The sequence below is a fragment of the Chryseobacterium sp. JJR-5R genome (assembly GCF_034047335.1).
Lineage (GTDB): Bacteria > Bacteroidota > Bacteroidia > Flavobacteriales > Weeksellaceae > Chryseobacterium.
Map to the genome: position 1 here is coordinate 2,719,250 of NZ_CP139137.1, position 18,567 is coordinate 2,737,816.

15 protein-coding genes are annotated in these 18,567 nt (G+C 42.8%); 1 reads left to right on the forward strand and 14 read right to left on the reverse strand.

Features of this window, described 5'->3' with window-relative positions:
* Positions 1–115 precede the first annotated feature (115 nt).
* Together SD427_RS11985 and SD427_RS11990 are read right to left on the reverse strand one after the other, a co-directional pair.
* Positions 116–1,468, reverse strand: coding sequence for a DEAD/DEAH box helicase (locus SD427_RS11985; protein ID WP_320558034.1), 1,353 nt, complete (start codon positions 1,466–1,468; stop codon positions 116–118).
* Between the two features lie 107 nt (positions 1,469–1,575).
* The gene (locus SD427_RS11990) at positions 1,576–3,225 is read right to left on the reverse strand and encodes an ABC1 kinase family protein (protein WP_320558035.1); all 1,650 of its coding nucleotides are present in this window, start codon (positions 3,223–3,225) and stop codon (positions 1,576–1,578) included.
* Between the two features lie 244 nt (positions 3,226–3,469).
* Here SD427_RS11990 and SD427_RS11995 point away from each other — a divergent pair, with 244 nt between their 5' ends.
* The gene (locus tag SD427_RS11995; RefSeq protein ID WP_320558036.1) at positions 3,470–3,619 is read left to right on the forward strand and encodes a bacteriocin-like protein; all 150 of its coding nucleotides are present in this window, start codon (positions 3,470–3,472) and stop codon (positions 3,617–3,619) included.
* A gap of 59 nt (positions 3,620–3,678) precedes the next feature.
* Here the strand turns inward: SD427_RS11995 and SD427_RS12000 are convergent, their stop codons facing one another.
* The 12 genes from SD427_RS12000 to SD427_RS12055 form a co-directional block, all read right to left on the reverse strand.
* Positions 3,679–5,178 (reverse strand): carbon-nitrogen hydrolase family protein, encoded by a 1,500-nt coding sequence (locus SD427_RS12000; protein WP_320558037.1) that lies wholly within the window; start codon positions 5,176–5,178, stop codon positions 3,679–3,681.
* A gap of 491 nt (positions 5,179–5,669) precedes the next feature.
* On the reverse strand, positions 5,670–7,199 hold the full coding sequence (guaA, locus tag SD427_RS12005) for a glutamine-hydrolyzing GMP synthase (RefSeq protein ID WP_320558038.1): 1,530 nt from the start codon (positions 7,197–7,199) through the stop codon (positions 5,670–5,672).
* Positions 7,200–7,351: 152 nt separating this feature from the next.
* Positions 7,352–8,590, reverse strand: coding sequence for a phosphoribosylamine--glycine ligase (gene purD, locus SD427_RS12010; protein WP_320558039.1), 1,239 nt, complete (start codon positions 8,588–8,590; stop codon positions 7,352–7,354).
* Positions 8,591–8,679: 89 nt separating this feature from the next.
* Positions 8,680–10,197, reverse strand: coding sequence for a bifunctional phosphoribosylaminoimidazolecarboxamide formyltransferase/IMP cyclohydrolase (gene purH / locus SD427_RS12015; RefSeq protein WP_320558040.1), 1,518 nt, complete (start codon positions 10,195–10,197; stop codon positions 8,680–8,682).
* Between the two features lie 162 nt (positions 10,198–10,359).
* Positions 10,360–10,929, reverse strand: a complete 570-nt coding sequence (purN, locus tag SD427_RS12020) for a phosphoribosylglycinamide formyltransferase (RefSeq protein ID WP_320558041.1) — start codon at positions 10,927–10,929, stop codon at positions 10,360–10,362.
* An 87-nt stretch (positions 10,930–11,016) separates the two neighbouring features.
* Entirely contained in the window at positions 11,017–12,009 is a 993-nt protein-coding gene (gene purM, locus SD427_RS12025) for a phosphoribosylformylglycinamidine cyclo-ligase (RefSeq protein ID WP_320558042.1), read from the reverse strand.
* A gap of 263 nt (positions 12,010–12,272) precedes the next feature.
* Entirely contained in the window at positions 12,273–12,824 is a 552-nt protein-coding gene (locus SD427_RS12030; protein WP_320558043.1) for an NAD(P)H-dependent oxidoreductase, read from the reverse strand.
* Positions 12,825–12,971: 147 nt separating this feature from the next.
* Positions 12,972–13,700 (reverse strand): pirin family protein, encoded by a 729-nt coding sequence (locus SD427_RS12035; RefSeq protein WP_320558044.1) that lies wholly within the window; start codon positions 13,698–13,700, stop codon positions 12,972–12,974.
* 104 nt (positions 13,701–13,804) lie between these two features.
* Complete coding sequence (locus SD427_RS12040; RefSeq protein WP_320558045.1) at positions 13,805–14,971, reverse strand: MFS transporter; 1,167 nt, start codon at positions 14,969–14,971, stop codon at positions 13,805–13,807.
* On the reverse strand, positions 14,968–16,503 hold the full coding sequence (locus tag SD427_RS12045; RefSeq protein WP_320558046.1) for a GMC family oxidoreductase: 1,536 nt from the start codon (positions 16,501–16,503) through the stop codon (positions 14,968–14,970). Before SD427_RS12045 ends, SD427_RS12040 begins: the two co-directional genes overlap by 4 nt.
* Positions 16,504–16,635: 132 nt before the next feature.
* On the reverse strand, positions 16,636–18,045 hold the full coding sequence (locus SD427_RS12050) for an MFS transporter (RefSeq protein WP_320558047.1): 1,410 nt from the start codon (positions 18,043–18,045) through the stop codon (positions 16,636–16,638).
* The gene (locus SD427_RS12055) at positions 18,045–18,560 is read right to left on the reverse strand and encodes a nuclear transport factor 2 family protein (RefSeq protein WP_320558048.1); all 516 of its coding nucleotides are present in this window, start codon (positions 18,558–18,560) and stop codon (positions 18,045–18,047) included. Before SD427_RS12055 ends, SD427_RS12050 begins: the two co-directional genes overlap by 1 nt.
* Positions 18,561–18,567 lie beyond the last annotated feature (7 nt).

The window sequence follows — 18,567 nt, forward strand, 5'->3', positions numbered from 1 at the left end:
TTAATATTATAAAGCTGCGTTTCACAATTGAACCACAGCTTTCTTTATAATTAAAGTAAAAACTCCCGATTTGAATCGGGAGTTTTTTATTCTGTATAATAAATTAACATACTGTTTATTTCTTCTTTTTAGACTTGGAGATCGCTTTTTGCTGCGCCCTGTTCGCCCCGAATTTTTTCGGCTCTTTTCTTTTTGAAGGGCCGCCCCAGTTTTCTTTCTTGTTTTTGTCTTTTTTCTCATGGAAAGCACCTCCGCCGTCATACAGTTTCACCTGCACCGGATTTTTCATAATCACCTGTTCTTCTTCAGAAGCGATTTTCTTAGGGTTTACCTTCACTTCCTCAGGGAAACCGATAAACGTCAGCTCTTTATCCATCAGGAGCTCGATATCAAGAATCAAAGGTTCTTCCTTCTTGGTTACAAATGTCACGGCTATCCCGTTTTTATCTGCCCTACCCGTTCTGCCGATCCTGTGGATGTACTGTTCCGGGATTTCAGGGGTTTCAAAATTGACAACGTGGGTAATGTCTGAAATATCAAGGCCTCTCGCCATCACGTCTGTTGTAATCAGGCCTCTTATTTCCTCTTTCTCAAATCTCTTCATGGCCTTCAGCCTGTAGTTCTGGGATTTATTGGAGTGGATCACGTCAAACTGATCAGGGAAAAGCTCACTGATTTTCGTGTACAGAAGATCTGAATTCTTTTTATTGTTCGTAAAGATCAAAACTTTGGACATGTCCTGATCGCTCTTCAGCAAATGTTCAAGTAGGTTGATCTTGGTATTGAAGTTTTCTACCTTATAGGCAGTCTGTTCTATTTTTTCAAGCGGCGTACCGGATTTCGCCAGGGAAATTTCTACCGGACCCGCGAAATATTGGTCCAGCATTTCATCTACGGCATCTGTCATGGTAGCCGAGAAAAGTATATTCTGCCGCTTGTCCTTCATCATTTCAAAAATGTGGGTCAGCTGCGGCCTGAAACCTAAGTTAAGCATTTCGTCAAATTCATCAATAATCAGCTTCTGGACTTCTTTCAGTGAAATGGCATTGTCAATGGCCAGATCCATGATCCTTCCCGGCGTGCCCACTAAGATATCACATCCGTTATTGAATAAAAGCTTTTGGGTATTGATGTTTTTCCCTCCGTAAATACCGATTACTCTTGCAGTAAGATTTTCTGTTAATTTCTCGACAATTTCCGTTACCTGAACCACCAATTCCCGGGTAGGAACCAAAACAACAATTGTAGGGTTCCCGTTTTTATTGTATTTCCAGGTTTTAAGGACAGGCAGCAGATAGGCTAATGTTTTTCCGGTACCGGTCTGCGCAATTCCCATGACATCCCTTCCGGAAAGTATAGGCCCTATACTTTTTTCCTGAATGGGTGTAGGCTCAAACAATTCCAGGTCCGCAAGAACATCAAGAATTTTAACAGGCAGGTCAAAATCTGCAAAAGTGAGTTTTTCCATTTTGCAAAGATAGGCAATTAATTTTTTGCAGTTATACAGAGGAATAACATAAACGTCAAGGATGAAGATTTAAGAATGATCAAAATAAAACCCTCTTTAACCAACCCTTATTTCCTTGTAATTCTCAGCAGAATGATAATAATCAACACCAATGAAAAGATAAATCCCAGTAGAGCTATCAAAGACATTTCACCGATTTCAGGACCGGACCCGGAGACAAAAACAATAGCTGTGGCAATGATATTGGCTCCGAGAATCATTGCCAGCATCAGATTGACAATCCCTGATTTTATGAGATGGTTGGTCTTCTCAATATTCCTGATCTCACTGGTCACGGTAAATTTGTTTTCATCCAGCTTCTGCAGGACGGAACGGAGTTCTTTCGGGATCTCATCCATCGTATCCGTGAAGCTCATCATCCTGTCTATTCCCGTTTTTACGATGTTTTTCGGGCTGATCTTTCTGGCAAGGATTTTTTTCGTGTAGGGATGAAGGCTCTTCACCACATCCAGGTCAGGATTGATGGTTCTTCCGACACCTTCAATCAGGCCGATTCCTTTAAAAAGAAGATAAAAATAATCCGGCATATACAGGCGGTTGTCTTTCAGCACATCTTTCATTTTATTGATAACCGATTGAGGATCAATTTCTTTCAAGGAAGTACTGTGAACAAAATTAAGGATGTCCTCCACGTCATTTTCAAACCGCTTATCATCCGGGATCTGGTAGCTTACCGCCATTTTTTTAAGATAGCGGACAATTTTATGGGGATTTTTTGCCACGAAGCTGACAATCATGTTTTCAAGGACTTCCTTATCATTCGGGGGAATTTTCCCTACCGCCCCAAAATCAATAAATACGACTTTGCCGTCTTTCTGCACCAGGATATTGCCGGCATGCGGATCCGCATGGAAGAAACCGAAATCTAAAATCTGTGAGATAAAAAGCCTAAGCCCAACTTCGGAAATCGTAACCGGATCAATATTGTGTTCTAAAAGGCCGGCCTTATCCGTCACCTTAATCCCGTCGATAAATTCCATGCAGAGTACCGTATTGTTGGAGAACTCTTCATATACCTTGGGAACGTATGTTTCTTTATGGTTTTTAAAATTCCTCCTGAACTGCAGGATATTTTCCTTTTCATTGATCAGCGATACTTCTTCCAGCAGCGATTTTTCAAAGGTATAAATGGCCTGCTTCAGGTTCAGCTTCTCTCCTATTTCGGAATAGGATGAAACCAGTTTTTCAAGATCTTTGATCAGCAGTAAATCATCTTCTATGATACTCTGGACATCCGGCTTCTTGATTTTTAAGATAACATCCGTCCCGTCAGCAAGAACCGCTCTGTATACCTGGGCAATGGAAGCAGTGGCCAAAGGTTTTTTTTCAATCTTCAGAAAGTGATCTGAAACCGTGATACTAAATTCGGATTCCATGATTTCTTCCACATCCATTTCTACCGTATCCACTTTATCCTGAAGCTTCTGGAGTTCCTGGACGAGTTCCGGGGGAAGCAGATCTTCCCGGTTGCTGAACGTCTGCCCGAGCTTCACAAAAGTAGGCCCCAATTCTTCCAATACCAGCCGGATTCTTTCATACACCGTTCCTTTGGAAATAATTTCATCGGGGTTCCGGGAAATTTCCACCGGCTTGCTCCCGCTGTTCATTCTGGCCAAAAGGTCTTTAAAACCATATTTACTCAATACGGAAATCAGCTTGGCGGACCTTTTCAGTTTTCTTTGCTGTTTATCGAACATAATGTATAAAAATACAAAAAATTAAGTTTTTCCTATATCATGCCAGCTTTAAATATTATCCTGTACACAATAACACGTTCTTATCTTTCAGCCTGACAGAGCAACTCATATGAATTTATACAACAATCCTGAATGGCTTACTCTATCATTTTTAAGATTTTAATTGAAACAATAATTCTCTTTATATGGAATAGTGCCCTTAAAATTATTATATTTAAAAAATTAATCATCAAACTAAATTGTTATGAAAAATTTAAAGAAAATCTCAAGAAACCAGATGAAAAGTATAGCTGGAAGCGGAATTATCAGAAACTGTTCCAACAAATGCTGTCCGGATGACGGAAAACCAAGATGCCCGGGATTAGTCTGCCCGGCTGTCATCTGCCCTCAATGATATCTTTTAAGATCATGGATTTAACAAAAAAAGAATGCAAAACTGCATTCTTTTTTAATTTACCGTAAATAGATATCATATAAATCTTTCCTCCGGTCTTTCATCACCTGTACAGAGCCATGGTGGTGAAGGTCTTTCAGAAGATTCAGGTCTACGTCTACAATCAGGGTCATTTCGGTATTCGGTGTGGCTTCCCCTTTAACACCATTGGATGGGAAAGGAAAATCCGACGGGGTAAAAACAGCGGCCTGCCCGAACTGGATATCCATATTGTTCACGCCGGGCAAATTGCCCACACAGCCTGCAATAGCAACATAACATTCATTTTCAATGGCTCTTGCTGCCGCACAGTGGCGGACCCGTATGTAAGCATTCTGTGTATCGGTAAGGTAAGGAACGAAGAGTATTTTCATGCCCTGGTCTGCCAGGATTCTCGGAAGTTCCGGGAATTCCACATCGTAACAGATAACAAGCCCGATTTTTCCGCAGTCGGTATCGAATACTTTAATTTCGTTTCCGCCTTTCATTCCATAGTATTTCCTTTCGTTCGGGGTGATGTGGATCTTACGGTACTCATCTATCCTGCCGTCCCGGTGAAGGAGGTAGCTGACATTATAGAGTTCATTATTTTCAAAAACCGGCATGCTTCCGGAAATGATATTGACATTATAGCTGATGGCCAGATCGGAAATTTTCATTCTGATTTCCGAAGTCAGTTTTGCCAGCTCAATCATGCTGTCACGCTCGGAAAGTTTATTGAAAGGTGCCAGTAAAGGCGTATTGAACAGTTCCGGGAACAGCACGAAATCTGATTTATAATCGCCCATCACATTCACGAAGAACTCCACCTGCTCATAAAAAGCATCGATGTCCTTAAAATGCCTCATCTGCCACTGTACCAGCCCCAAACGGATAATGCTGTCCTGCATGGTATTCGGTTTTTTGCTGTAATAGATGTTGTTCCACTGAAGCAGTACTGCATTTTCACCAGAAGATTCATCTTCAGGCAGGTATCCTTTCAATACTTTGATCGGCAGAAAGTTATTGGAAAGCTGAAAAGAAAGCACGGGATCATAGAGTTCCTTATCACGTACCCTCCGGATGTATTCTCTGGGCGAAAGTTCGCTGTGTTTATGGTAATTCGGGATCCTTCCGCCTAAAATAATCGATTTTAAATTTAATAATTCACAAAGCTCTTTCCGGGCATCATACAGCCTTCTTCCCAAACGCAGTTCACGGAATTCAGGATCAACAAAAACTTCAATGCCGTACAGGACATTCCCCGTTGACAAATGGGTATTAAAGGTGTAATTTCCTGTGATGTCACTGTAGGTATGCTCGTCCCCGAACTCGTCATAATTTACGATAATGGAAAGCGCCACAGCTGCCAGTTTCCCGTCTACCGTAATACAGATCTGACCTTTGGGAAATATTTTGGTAAGCTTTTCTATACTTTTTTTAGACCAGACATACTCTGACATCTGGGGATAGGCACGCCTCATCGTTTCAACCAGCTCATCGTAATCCTGAACGGTAAGCGGCCTTGTTTCAATTTGCATCTGATATAATTTTTCTAAATTTAAGGAAAATTTCCAAAGAGTAAAAGTTATTACGGAACATAAGCACAGAAATGAAAAGATATCGCCTGATTCACGCTGTCACCATCCTTGTCATTATAATCCTGAGGTTCTTTTATACGGAATCGGGAAATAATGTCTCACATCACCTGAATTTATTAATGGGTTCAGATCTCAATGCACGGTATGGAACAGACGTTCTGTATTTCTTTACCATGCTGGGTATACTGCTGAACTTATTTATTTTTGATAAGCACAAAATATTTATAGCCTTGTACTATCTATTAATTATTCTGAATATTGTACTGATCTTTTTGTGCCTAAAACAATAAATAAATCTTTCCAGGATATAAATAAAAAACCTCCCTTAGAAAGGGAGGATAAAAACACAAATGATGAAAAAAAATTATTTCGAATTACAAATCTAAGGATAATAATTCATTTCTTTTATGAGTATAATCATTAACATACCATTATTCCCACTCAATGGTTGCCGGCGGTTTGCTTGAAATATCGTAGGCCACGCGGTTGATTCCTTTTACCTCATTAATGATTCTGCTGGAAACCGTATCTAAAAACTCGTAAGGCAACCTGCTCCAGGTTGCCGTCATAAAGTCGATGGTATTGGCAGAACGTACCACTGCGGTGTATTCATAGGTTCTTTCATCACCCATTACGCCGACAGATTTTACGGGAAGAAGCACAACAAAAGCCTGGGAAACTTTTTCGTACAGGTCATTTTTATATAATTCTTCGATGAAAATATCATCTGCTTCCTGCAGGATTTTTACTTTTTCGGCATCTACAGCGCCTAAGATCCGGATTCCCAGGCCCGGGCCCGGAAACGGATGCCTGTGCACCAGATGATGCGGGATCCCCAGCTCCTCTCCTACTTTTCTCACTTCATCCTTGAATAATTCCCTCAAAGGCTCCAGCAGTTCAAAATCCATTTCTTCCGGCAGTCCGCCGACATTATGGTGGGATTTGATTACGGCAGAAGGCCCGTTCACCGACTGGCTTTCGATAACGTCCGGGTAAATAGTTCCCTGTGCCAGGAACCTGGCGCCTTCAATTTTATGGGATTCTTCATCAAAAACATGTACAAACTCGTTTCCGATGATCTTTCTTTTCGCTTCAGGGTCATCCACGCCGGCCAGTTTTGATAAAAACCTTTCTTTGGCATCCACCAGCTTGATGTTCATATGGAAATGCTCCCCGTAATTCTGCATTACCTTAACATCTTCATCTTTTCTCAACAGCCCGGTATCAACAAAAATACAGGTAAGCTGGTCACCGATTGCCTTGTGGATGAGTACTGCGGCTACGGAAGAGTCAACACCTCCTGAAAGTCCCAGGATCACTCGGTTTTCCCCAACTTTTTCACGGATTTCTGCAACCGTTTTTTCAATATAATTGGTCAGTTTCCAGTTTTTCTCTGCATTACAGATGGCAAAAACAAAATTCTCAAGCATTTTCCCGCCTTCTTCCGTATGGGAAACTTCCGGGTGGAACTGTACGCAGTAGATCTTTTTATCTTCATTGGATATGGAAGCAATAACCCCGGATTTTGCATTCAGGTCAAATCCGGCAGGCAATTCCCCTACTTCGTCGAAATGGCTCATCCAGACCACAGAATCCTGGGCAACGCCTTTTAACAAAGCGCTTTCTTTTACAATTTCCAGGTGTGCCTTTCCGTATTCGCCTTTTACGCCTTTATGAACTTTCCCGCCCATAAGATGTGCGGTAAGCTGCATGCCGTAACAGATCCCCAGCACAGGAATTCCCTGTTCATATAATTCTTTTTCTACCAGGTGGGCATTTTCTGCATTCACAGAGCTTGGCCCTCCGGACAGGATGATGCCTTTCGGCTGTCTTTCCAAAATGGTTTCTAATGGCGTGTTGAAAGGTAAAATTTCGGAATATACGCCCATCTCCCGGATTCTTCTTCCGATAAGCTGGTTGTACTGGGAACCGAAATCTAATATAATGATACCGTTGTTCATTTTTTATAATTGATTTTTAAATGACATCAGATTTCAGATTTCAGATGTGAGACTTTAAGTCTGGAATCCGGGATCTTTGATCTGACCTCTAAATTCTAAATGTTTTACAAAAAAAGACCTGGATTGCTCCAAATCTTTTTTAATGATTTTTATTAAAACTTTCCGATGTCTTCTCTGTAGAAGCCGTAGTCGAAATGTACATGACTTGCATCTTCATAAACTTTTTTGCGGGCATCATCGTAGGTAGCGCCTGTGGCTACAATGTTCAGTACCCTTCCGCCGTTGGAAACCACTTTGTCTCCTTTTCTGATGGCACCGGCGTACAGAAGCTTGCTGTGCTTCAGTTTGTCTTCGCCTACAATTTCAAAACCGGTCTCAATGTTTCTCGGGTAACCTCCTGAACACATCACAAGGCATACTGCTTTTTCATCCTTAAAGGTAAGTTCGATATTTTTACCTTCCATACAATCCTGGATGACATCAAGAAGATTGTTTTCCATCAGGGCCATCAATACCTGGGTTTCAGGATCTCCGAATCTCATATTGTATTCCAGCAGGTAGGTCCCGTTTTTGGTAACCATCAATCCGAAGAAAATGATCCCTTTAAAACCGAAGCCTTCTGCTTTCAGACCTTTAACGGTAGGCTCAAGAATATTTTTCTCAAAATCAGCATAATGTTCCTGAGTAAATTCCGGGCTTGGTGCCACGCATCCCATACCTCCGGTATTCGGGCCCGTATCTCCGTTTCCGGCCTTTTTATAATCTTTAGCCGCTACACACGGGAATAATTTTTCACCGTTTGAGAATGCAATGATGGATGCTTCAAAACCTTCCAGATATTCTTCAATAACCAGACGGATTCCCGCATCTCCGTAGATCCTTCTGATCATGAAATCATGGATAGTCGCCTCCGCTTCTTCCTGGGTATCACAGATGACAACCCCTTTTCCGCCGGCCAGTCCGCTGGCTTTAACTACTAAAGGATACTGCTGCGTCTGAACATATGCCTTGGCATCGTTATATGAATCAAATACCATCGCTTTAGCGGTCTTGATATCATAGGTCTGCATAAATTTCTTAGAGAAAGCCTTACTGCCTTCCAGGCTGGCTACTTTCTGGTTTGGACCGAAAACTTTAAGATCATGATTCTTGAATTCGTCTCTCAAACCCGCTACCAGCGGAGCTTCAGGACCTACGATGGTAAGATCTACCTTTTCTTTGATTGCAAAATCCCTTAGTTCTTTAATCTCTGATAAATGAACATTTTTTCCTATAACATCTGTAGTTGCGTTTCCGTTAGCAAAAAACATTTTAGAAATTCTCGGGTCATTCTGAAGTTTTGCCGCCAAAGCAGATTCTCTTCCACCTTCACCTATGATTAATATTCTCATATTTTTATTTAATTAACAAGTCTATTTTACAAATATATAATTTTGAATGCTAAAAATACAATCTCAAATTATTTTTAATTCTATTTTAATTAATGGAAAAAATGCCTGATTCCTGTAAACATCATCGGGATTCCATGCTCATTGGCAGCCTCAATACTGTCCTGGTCCTTCACACTTCCTCCCGGCTGGATGATCGCCGTGATTCCTTCCTGATGGCAGAAATCCACTACATCACGGAAAGGGAAAAATGCATCGGAAGCCAATACAAGTTCTCCGGTGAACTTTTCTTTTGCCCTTTCAATCGCCTGCTGCGTTGCCCAGATCCTGTTCACCTGTCCGCCGCCAATACCGAAAGCCTGGATCCCGTTGGAAACCACAATGGCATTGGATTTTACGTATTTTACTACCCTTTGGGAGAAAAGCAGTGCTTTTTTCTGTTCTTCCGTAGGCTGAGTCTCGGTTACTACCTTAATATCATCAGAGAAAACGCTGTAGTTGTCCTGAACCAGGATCCCGCCGTCTACTTTCACCCACGTCTGCTTATCGGAAACAGGGTTTACAATTTTTATAATCCTCAGGTTTTTCTTTTTTCTTAAAACATCCAAAGCTTCTTCATCAAATTCAGGAGCCATCACGATTTCAAGGAATGTCTTATTCAGTTCTTCCGCTGTTGCTGCATCAATTTTATAGTTCATGGCAACAATTCCGCCAAAGATGGAAACCGGGTCACATTCAAAGGTTTTCTTATAGGTTTCCAGTGCAGAAGTTCCGATGGCAACACCACAAGGTGTGGAATGCTTCACGGCACAACAGGCCATTTCTTCCCTGAATTCAGTCACCACTTTCCAACAGAGGTCCATATCGCGGAGGTTATTGAAAGACAACTCTTTGCCTCCCAGCTGTTCAAAATCTTTCATGGCCCCGTTTTCAAAAGTGGAAACGTAATATGCTGCTGTCTGGTGTGGGTTTTCACCATATCTTAGATCGGAAACTTTTTTATAGGAAGCATTAAGATAGGTTGGGTATTCTTCATCCAGAAGCATTCTGGAAATAGCGGCATCGTAAGCCGAGGTAAGGTTGAATACTTTTCCTGCCAGTTTTTTACGGGTCTCAATATAGCTATCGCCGTTCTGCTCTATCTCGATTTTTACCGTTGCATAATCTTCCACATCGGTAATTACGGTAACGGAATCAAAGTTTTTAGCGGCTGAACGGAGCATTGAAGGGCCTCCAATGTCGATGAACTCCACTTTTTCGTGAAGGGAAATGTCTTTGTTTACATTTTCAAAGAAAGGATACAGGTTCACAATCACCATATCAATCAGTTCAATGCCGTGCACCTGAACCGTGTTCATGTGTTCTTCATTGGAACGGACAGCCAGCAATCCGCCATGAACTTTCGGGTGCAGTGTTTTTACCCTGCCGTCCAGCATTTCAGGGAAGTTGGTTACCTCATCAATCTGAACCGGGCTTAATCCTGCGTCTTTCAGGTGTTTGAAGGTTCCTCCTGTAGAAATCAGCTCATATCCCTGAGATTCCAGAAACTGTGCGAATTCAGTTAATCCGCTTTTATCCGAAACACTGATTAAAACTCTCTTTTTGCTCATTTTTTCTTTCAATTTTTTACTTTTTACAGCTATTTCAAACTGTAGACCGGTTCTTTCACCTCCGGTCTTTATTTTTACTTAGATTTTTTTAACGAATGCAGCAATGTACCGGTTTAACAATCTGACAATGATTTTAAATTGGTAAACTGATATTTTATATTGTTATATTATATTATTCAATACCTTATTGATTGCCTTTGGAAAAATTTCATATTCAATCAGGTGAACTTTTTCTGCTACGGTCTCAGGCGTATCGTCTCCTGTTACGGCAAATGATTTCTGGAGAATAGCTTCCCCTTCATCAATTCCCGGCGTTACGAAATGTACGGTTGCGCCGCTTTCTTTTTCTCCCGCTTCAATCACCGCATGATGAACATGGTGCCCCCACATTCCTTTTCCTCCGAATTTCGGGAGCAGTGCAGGATGGATATTGATGATCTTGCCGGTCCAGTTTTCACAGAATTCAGGCTTTAAAATCGATAGAAACCCTGCCAGTACAATTAAGTCCGTATTTTCAGGGATTATTCTGCCCAGTTCGCTGCTGAAGTTTTTGCCTCTGGGAATGAGGATATTTTCTATGTTGTGGTTTTTGGCCCTTTCCAGCCCGTAACATTCACGGTCTGCCACTACCAGGGTTACTTTTGCATCCCGGATTTCGCCATTATCAATGGTATCAATAATTCTCTGGAGATTGGTTCCCGAACCTGAAACGAGTACAACGATGTTTTTCATTAACTGAACTGAGATGTTAGATTTCAGATATCGGATTTCAGACTGATGGTCTGATGTCTGATGTCTTCAATCTGATGTCTTATCTTATTAGAATTTTAAGTTTATCTTTTCGCTTCCTTCCGTAATTTCCCCGATTTCGTAGGCGTCGTCTAAAAGGTGCAGTACTTTTTCTGCGTGCTCTGCGTCTACTACTACGATCATTCCGATACCCATATTAAAGGTCCCGAACATTTCTTCACGGGCAATGCTGCCTCTTTTTTCCAGCTCAAGCATAACACTTGGGATCTGAATTTTGGAAGCATCAATAGAGGCACATAATCCTTCACCGATAATTCTTGGAATGTTTTCGTACAATCCGCCTCCTGTGATGTGGGCAATCCCGGCCACTTCAACTTCTTCAAGGACTTTATGGATATCTTTATAGTATAATCTGGTAGGAACCAGAAGGGTTTCATACAATGGTTTGCCTTCAAATTCTTCATTGAAATCAGGGAATATCTTTCTTACGAGAGAGAATCCGTTGGAATGGAAACCTGAACTTGGCAGTGCAATGATTTTATTTCCGGCTTTAATTTTAGAACCGTCAATAATCTGGTCTTTTTCAACAATCCCTACACAGAATCCGGCAACGTCATAATCTCCCGGCTGGTACATCCCCGGCATTTCAGCGGTTTCACCACCGATCAAAGCGCAGTTGTTATCCTTACAGGCAGCCACCATCCCCAACACAATTTCAGCTGCAATTTCAGAATCCAGCTTTCCGCAAGCCAGGTAGTCCAGGAAAAACAACGGTTTTGCACCGTGGCAAAGAATGTCATTGGCACACATGGCAAAACAGTCTACCCCGATAGAATCATATTTTTTAGAGTCTAAAGCGACCTTTAGTTTTGTTCCTACTCCATCGGTTCCAGAAACCAGAACGGGATTTTTATACCCTCCGATTTCATAGAAAGCCCCGAAGCTCCCCAAATGATTCAATACATTGGCGTTGTGGGTTTCACCAACTGCCTTTTTGATCTTATCAACGGTTTTGTACCCTTCTTCTTTATCTACGCCTGCTGATTTGTATGTGTTGCTCATGCTGTATTTAGATTTTTAGATGATAGATTCCAGAATTATAATCTGTAGCTGAAACCTTAAGTATCTTTGTCTTTTTTAATATTTCTTATTCAAATTTCGGAAACAAAAAAGCCGACAATCTTGGTAGATTATCGGCCGTTGTTTTATCTCAGAATTTCAGAGCCCACAACATTTCCTTTTTCGGAGAAACATTCTTTAAAAGCGGTCTGAATTTTCATCTTATTTCTTTTTGCAAAGATATTAATTTTAAATTAATTTTCAATTTATTTTTCAAGGATAGATTCAATGGCGGAAATTTTCCGGGTTTTCTCTTTTAATTCATTGTCTTTTTCCTCATTGGAGATTTTCTGTGCCTCTTTATCAAAGTTATCATTGAAGAAGGGCAGCGAGAAAGTATCTATGATATTTCCCCCGTGCAGCGGGAAACGCTTGGAAGCTGCCTCCAGCACGCCTGCGCCTCCTCTTGCTCCGGGTGCCGTGGCCATTAAAAGCATCGGCACTTCATTCCATACAGCGCGGTTTTTTATTCTTGACGTCCAGTCGAATACATTTTTAAAGGCTGAAGAATAGGTTCCGTTATGTTCAGACAGGGAAATCAGAAGGACGTTAGCGTTGTCTATTTTGGCAGCAAAATCAACAGCCTGCTGTGGCACACCGCTTTCCACTTCCTTCTGGTGCTTATAAATCGGCATTTCGAAATCATTCATATCCACGATTTCCACTTCTGCATTTTCAATGAGTGAAGCAGCGTAAGAAACCAGCTGTCTGTTGATTGAAGTATCGGAATTACTTCCTGCTATGGCTAAAATTTTCATTATTGTTGTATCTGTTTAAGTTATTATTCTGCGGCACAAAGATCGTAAAGTTTTTGAATCCTCAGCCACATTTATGACCACACGGTCAAAAATTTTTTCTGAATCTTCGCACCTTTTTCAAAGATAATCTTCTGCTGCGAAATTTTATTATTTTAAATAATCCGGCAATTCCATCGGAACTTCCATCAGAAGGACTTCCGTATCTTCTACCGCTTCAATGTTAAAACTCTGCGTATCCCATATTCCCAAGCCGTCTTTTTCACGGAGGACGCGGTCACCTATTTTAGCGGTTCCTTTTAAAACAAAAGCATACACCCCGTTCCCTTTTTTGTTCAGCATATAGTTTTTGCCGTTTCCTTCGGTAAAATTAGCCAGGTTAAACCAGGCATCCTGATTGACCCATACGCCGTCATCATCCCGGTCGGGTGAAAGAATCTGCTGGAAACCGTTGATCTTTGCTCCTTCTTTGATGCTTTTCTGATCATATCTCGGCTCTACGCCCTGTATCCTCGGGAAGACCCAGATCTGTAAAAACTTTACCGCTTCATCTTTGTTCTTATTGTATTCGCTGTGCATTACGCCTGTCCCGGCACTCATCACCTGGATTTCACCTTTCCTGATCACCGCAGTGGTTCCCATGGAATCTTTATGTTCCAGATCGCCTTCCAACGGGATGGAGATGATTTCCATGTCTCTGTGAGGATGCGTCCCGAATCCCATTCCCTGAGAAACCGTATCGTCATTCAACACCCTTAACACACCGAAATTATTCCTGTCCCTGTTCTGGTAATTGGCAAAACTGAATGTATGGTAACTATTTAGCCATCCGTGATCGGCATGGCCTCTTGAATCGGCTTTATGATATACTGTTTTCATATTTTATTTATTTATAGTACAAAGGTACACCATGGCTTTTCCCCGTATATTGACGTAAGATAAGAAAGGATTGCGGGTTCCGTTCTTTTTTAAAATACAGGCTTTCAGAAAGCTTCCTTTATTTTTGAATTTCTCTTCAGTACAAAAAGCAGGGCACAGATCATAACAGCCAGGGTTATAAGGATCTGCAGGATTAAAGAAGTCCGGTCTGAAAAACGGCCCAGGACATTCGTTACGACTCCGGTCCCGATCTGGTTGGCTGCCATCAGGAAGCCTGAAACCATTACGGACAGCGTGGGGAATTCTACGGTTCCCCAGCCGATAGCACCCGGGAACAGGCTTCCCATAAAAAACCCTGCTGCGAACATCAGCGAAAGGATGGCACCGGCACCGGAAAAAAACAGCAGCAAACCGATGATCAACCCTACTGCCACCGGTGATAAAAGAAACAGCAAAGAAAGTTCATATTTCCTCATAAAAATCCCGAAAAGCAACCGGTTAACGGCAATTCCGCCCCAAAACAACGAAAGCCCGAGACTGGCACCGGCATTATCCAGCCCCCGGCTTTTAAGAATAACCGTCCCAAAGCTGCCGAAAGTCCCTTCTATGCATCCATATAAAACAATAATCCCGAAAAATGCCCACAACCTGCGAGGAACGGAAAACCGTTCAGGAAGTTTAAATAATGTTTCTGCGGGCAGACGGATGAATAAAAAGACGGTAAACAGGATGCTTACAGCAACAACAATAATTCCGGGAACATACATCCAGTGGCGTACATCTCCTGCCAGGTTCATCATCAGCGGCGAAGCCGAAGTTCCCAATCCTACGAGGAACTGCAAGATCAGAATGGCAGAAGAAGGATTGCTCTTAAATAAGCTTGCCGCCAGGGGATTCAGTGTCGTAATCGAAAGGCCGAAACCGGAACCGGCACATGCAACCAGAACCATGAGTACGGGAAAAAGCATCTCTTTTTCCTTCATTAAAAACTGCATTCCCCATAAACCCGCAGTAGCAGTCAGCATCAATGCAATTCCTGTCGCCAGGACTATTTTAGGGCCTGACTTATTGACGAGAAACGGAGCGGCAAGGCATGAAATGATGATGCAGGCTACCTGCGGCAAAAAAAGGTTCCCGAATTGTAATGATGAAAGCCCAAACACCGAAGGATCTGTAAATGCCGTGCCCAAAGCAGGGAAAACCACAAAGTTGACCCCGGTTATGAAAGCCAGTAAAAAGACAATTCCTGTTTTCGCCATTTGTGAACTCATGAGGCCAGAACATGTTTTTTAAGATGCCCCCCTACCCTGAGGGCCATTGCAATAATGGTAAGCGCCGGATTCACAGCACCGCTGGAAACGAAGAAACCGCCGTCTACGATATACAGATTATCCAAGTCATGGGCTTTACAATACGTGTCTACTACTGAATTTTGCGGATCTGTTCCCATTCTGGTGGTCCCGTTCTGATGGGCCGGTGAAGCGATGTCCATCCCTTTGCTAAAATAAATGCCTTTAAAGAAAAACGAATTGAATTTGCCCGAAGCTTTCAACGCTTTAATGAGTTCATCTTTAAGCAGTTCATGGCCTTTGGTATTATTTGGGGTATAGCTGATCCTGATCTGCCCGTTTTCTTCCACCGTCACCCTGTTTTCAGGATCCGGAAGGTCCTCGGAGGTCAGCCAGAAATCCACGGCATGTCTAGCCATCAGTTCAAAAGTAAAGCCGGGTGCCGGAACCGGGCTGTCTGCGCTGATCTGGTGTTCGTCTGATTTCCCGAGCATCTGGATATGTCCCAGCGGAAATTCATAGCCCCGGTTCGCATGGTAAAAATCATTGATCCCGAATGTTTTCCCGAACCTGGTATAATTGGGCTCGGTATAGAGTGCCACCAAGGCTGTATTCTGGTGGAACATATAATTCCTTCCTACCTGGCCGGATGAATTAGCCAGCCCGTCGGGAAATTTTTCGCTGCTGCTCTGCAACAGCAATGCCGCGGAGTTGATGGCTCCTGCCGACAGTACAACATACCCTGCCTTCAGGGTTTTCGTTTCCCCGTCCTGTTCTACCATTACTTCCGAAATCTTTTTCCCTTCATCATCTGTCATCAGTTTCAGGACTTTGGTATTGATCATCAGTTCTACATTAGGATGTTCCAGTGCTTTGGACAATGAACAGAGATGGGCATCACCCTTCCTTTCTGCAGCATCAGGAAATCCGTCAAAGCGGTCTAAAATATAAGGTGCATTAGTTGCAGGGTGCGGCGTAAAATTAACCCCGACCGGAAGCTCAAAGGGCTTCAGTCCGTATCTGGTAAGTTCATCAAAAATTTCCTGAATCCGGGGTTCATGAGGCAGAGCTTCGTAAGGGTACGGTTCCGAATCTGAAGGCTCGGTAGGATCCGACCCTCTTTTACCGTGCACATAGAACAGCTTTTCGGCTTCGAGATAATAGCCTTTCAGATCTTCATACTGAATGGGCCATGCCGGTGATGTGCCCCCATAATGCTGTATTTCTTTAAAATCCTCTTCCCTTAACCTGAATAAAGCCGCACCGTAGAATTTGGTATTTCCGCCTACATTATAGTGCATCCCCGGCCGGAAGGGTTTCCCGTGCTTATCCAGCCATTCGTCGGTTGTGGTATACCGGTTTTTACGGAATACTTCTGTTGAATCCCAGTTTTCTTTTTCTACGGGAACATATCCCCCTCTTTCTACAATTAAAATTTTCTTTCCGCTGTCTGCCAGCTGATAAGCCATGGTAGCGCCTCCGGCTCCGCTTCCTATAATGATAATGTCATACATCTTTTGAAATTTGATCCCTCTAAATTAGAGATTTAAATACCATGAAAGCTTAAGAAAAAATTAAATTGCAATAGATTGTATAAATAAAAAGCCACCCGAAAACGGATGGCTGGATATAATCAGATCTGATTTTTAAAAGTGCACCTGTTTGATTTCTCCTTCAATTTCTTCCGGGGTTTCATCATCTGGTCTGATAAAAACCATGGTAATAAGGGCGGCGGCCATCATGCATATGCCTCCCACCACAATATAATCCATTGCATAATTCCCGAAAAAACGGCTGACCACAGGTCCTCCGAAAATTCCGTTAATGATCTGCGGAATAACAATAAAGAAGTTGAAGATACCCATATAAACGCCCATTTTTTTCTGTGGAATGACTTCAATCAGCATGGCATATGGCATCGCTAAGATACTTGCCCAGGCAAAGCCCAGCCCAATCATAGAGATCCAGAGTAAACCGGTATCTTTTATGAAATACATTGAGATTAAGCCGATTCCGCCACATAAAAGGGCTAAAGCATGGGTCTGTTTCTTCCCTATTGCTTTTGCCAGCGGGGTGAGAAGAAAGGCAAACGGGATTGCCCAGAGGTTGTACATCCCGAACAGTTTTCCGGTAAGGTCTCCGGCATTGTTAAAAGCCTTTGAATGCGTATCTTCCGGTGAAAGTCCGAAATGATGAGTGGCCAGCGCACTGGTGGTAAATACCCACATGGTAAACAGGGCAAACCACGAGAAAAACTGTACGGCGCCCAGCCTTTTCATCTGGTTCGGGATACGTGCAAAATCCTTAAAGATGTCTGAAAATTTAGAAACATGCACGGTTCCCGGATTCTCATTGGCAAATTCGGCAAACTCACGGGGAGAATATTCTCTGGTTGTAAAGATGGTATATAAAATGGTCAGCAGAAGCAGGATTGCTCCGGCATAAAAGGAATAGATCACGTTATCGGCTACGAATCCTTCAGGTGCCGTATTGGAAACTCCCAGCCGTGTTAACCAGTCCGGCATATAGGAACCGATCACAGCACCGATCCCGATTAAGATCGTCTGCACCGAAAATCCTAATGTCCCCTGGTGTTTGGGGAGCATATCTCCCACAAGTGCCCGAAAGGGTTCCATTGCAACATTAATGGATGCATCCATCATCGCCAGGAAAATCACGGCCAGAAGCAGTACATTGGCAGCCATCATCTGGGTAGCAGAGGCGGCATTCGGCAGCATGACCAACCCGATGGCACATAAAACGGCCCCGATCAGGAAATACGGCTTCCTTCTTCCGAGCGGGCTCCAGGTATTGTCTCCCAAATGACCGATAATCGGCTGAACAATCAGCCCGGTAACCGGCGCGACCAGCCAGAACCACGAGAGCTCATGAACATCAGCTCCGAAATTGGCCAGGATACGGCTTGCGTTTCCGTTCTGCAGCCCGAAAGCCATCTGGATGCCCAGAAACCCCATGCTCATGTTGATGATCTGAGCCATGGAGAGATTTGGTTTTTTCCTCCCCGTAATCCGGGCTTCAGTATATTTATCTTCCATTATTTTGTTTTTAATTTTTGAATTACCACATCTTCAGCCGATGCTTTTTCTGCCACTACTTTGTCCACCACCTCATTAGGAACGGTCATAGAAAGCACATACTGCCTGATTTTCCATTGCCCGCCGACTTTTTCCAGCACCCCTGAACCGCGGCAGATCTTCATCTGGGTATCCAGCAGCTCATCAAACCAGGCCAGCTTACCGTCTTTGCTGAAATGGATATTCCTTTTGAGTGAGGTAAAGTTCCATGTGGTTTTTTTATCAAAATAAGGCTTAGCCCAGACTTTAAATGCCTGTTTGTCCCAGACTTCAGAAGCATCGGTCCCGATAAAAGTGGATTCTTCAGCGAAATAGCTGAAATAGGCATTGAAATCCGCTTTGGCTGCGGCCGTATTGAAGCTGTCGAGCATCGTGCCGATCTCCGCTTTGTCTTTTCCGGAACTTCCCTGTGCCGAAACAGACGTGCAGTTCAGGATAAAAATGAAGACTGCAAAGAATAAGGTTATTTTTTTCATGTCTGAA

Coding starts and splice junctions, on each gene's coding strand:
- SD427_RS11985 (WP_320558034.1), bottom strand. CDS start 1,468: ATGGAAAAACTCACTTTTGCAGATTTTGACCTGCCTGTTAAAATTCTT.
- SD427_RS11990 (WP_320558035.1), bottom strand. CDS start 3,225: ATGTTCGATAAACAGCAAAGAAAACTGAAAAGGTCCGCCAAGCTGATT.
- SD427_RS11995 (WP_320558036.1), top strand. CDS start 3,470: ATGAAAAATTTAAAGAAAATCTCAAGAAACCAGATGAAAAGTATAGCT.
- SD427_RS12000 (WP_320558037.1), bottom strand. CDS start 5,178: ATGCAAATTGAAACAAGGCCGCTTACCGTTCAGGATTACGATGAGCTG.
- guaA (WP_320558038.1), bottom strand. CDS start 7,199: ATGAACAACGGTATCATTATATTAGATTTCGGTTCCCAGTACAACCAG.
- purD (WP_320558039.1), bottom strand. CDS start 8,590: ATGAGAATATTAATCATAGGTGAAGGTGGAAGAGAATCTGCTTTGGCG.
- purH (WP_320558040.1), bottom strand. CDS start 10,197: ATGAGCAAAAAGAGAGTTTTAATCAGTGTTTCGGATAAAAGCGGATTA.
- purN (WP_320558041.1), bottom strand. CDS start 10,929: ATGAAAAACATCGTTGTACTCGTTTCAGGTTCGGGAACCAATCTCCAG.
- purM (WP_320558042.1), bottom strand. CDS start 12,009: ATGAGCAACACATACAAATCAGCAGGCGTAGATAAAGAAGAAGGGTAC.
- SD427_RS12030 (WP_320558043.1), bottom strand. CDS start 12,824: ATGAAAATTTTAGCCATAGCAGGAAGTAATTCCGATACTTCAATCAAC.
- SD427_RS12035 (WP_320558044.1), bottom strand. CDS start 13,700: ATGAAAACAGTATATCATAAAGCCGATTCAAGAGGCCATGCCGATCAC.
- SD427_RS12040 (WP_320558045.1), bottom strand. CDS start 14,971: ATGAGTTCACAAATGGCGAAAACAGGAATTGTCTTTTTACTGGCTTTC.
- SD427_RS12045 (WP_320558046.1), bottom strand. CDS start 16,503: ATGTATGACATTATCATTATAGGAAGCGGAGCCGGAGGCGCTACCATG.
- SD427_RS12050 (WP_320558047.1), bottom strand. CDS start 18,045: ATGGAAGATAAATATACTGAAGCCCGGATTACGGGGAGGAAAAAACCA.
- SD427_RS12055 (WP_320558048.1), bottom strand. CDS start 18,560: ATGAAAAAAATAACCTTATTCTTTGCAGTCTTCATTTTTATCCTGAAC.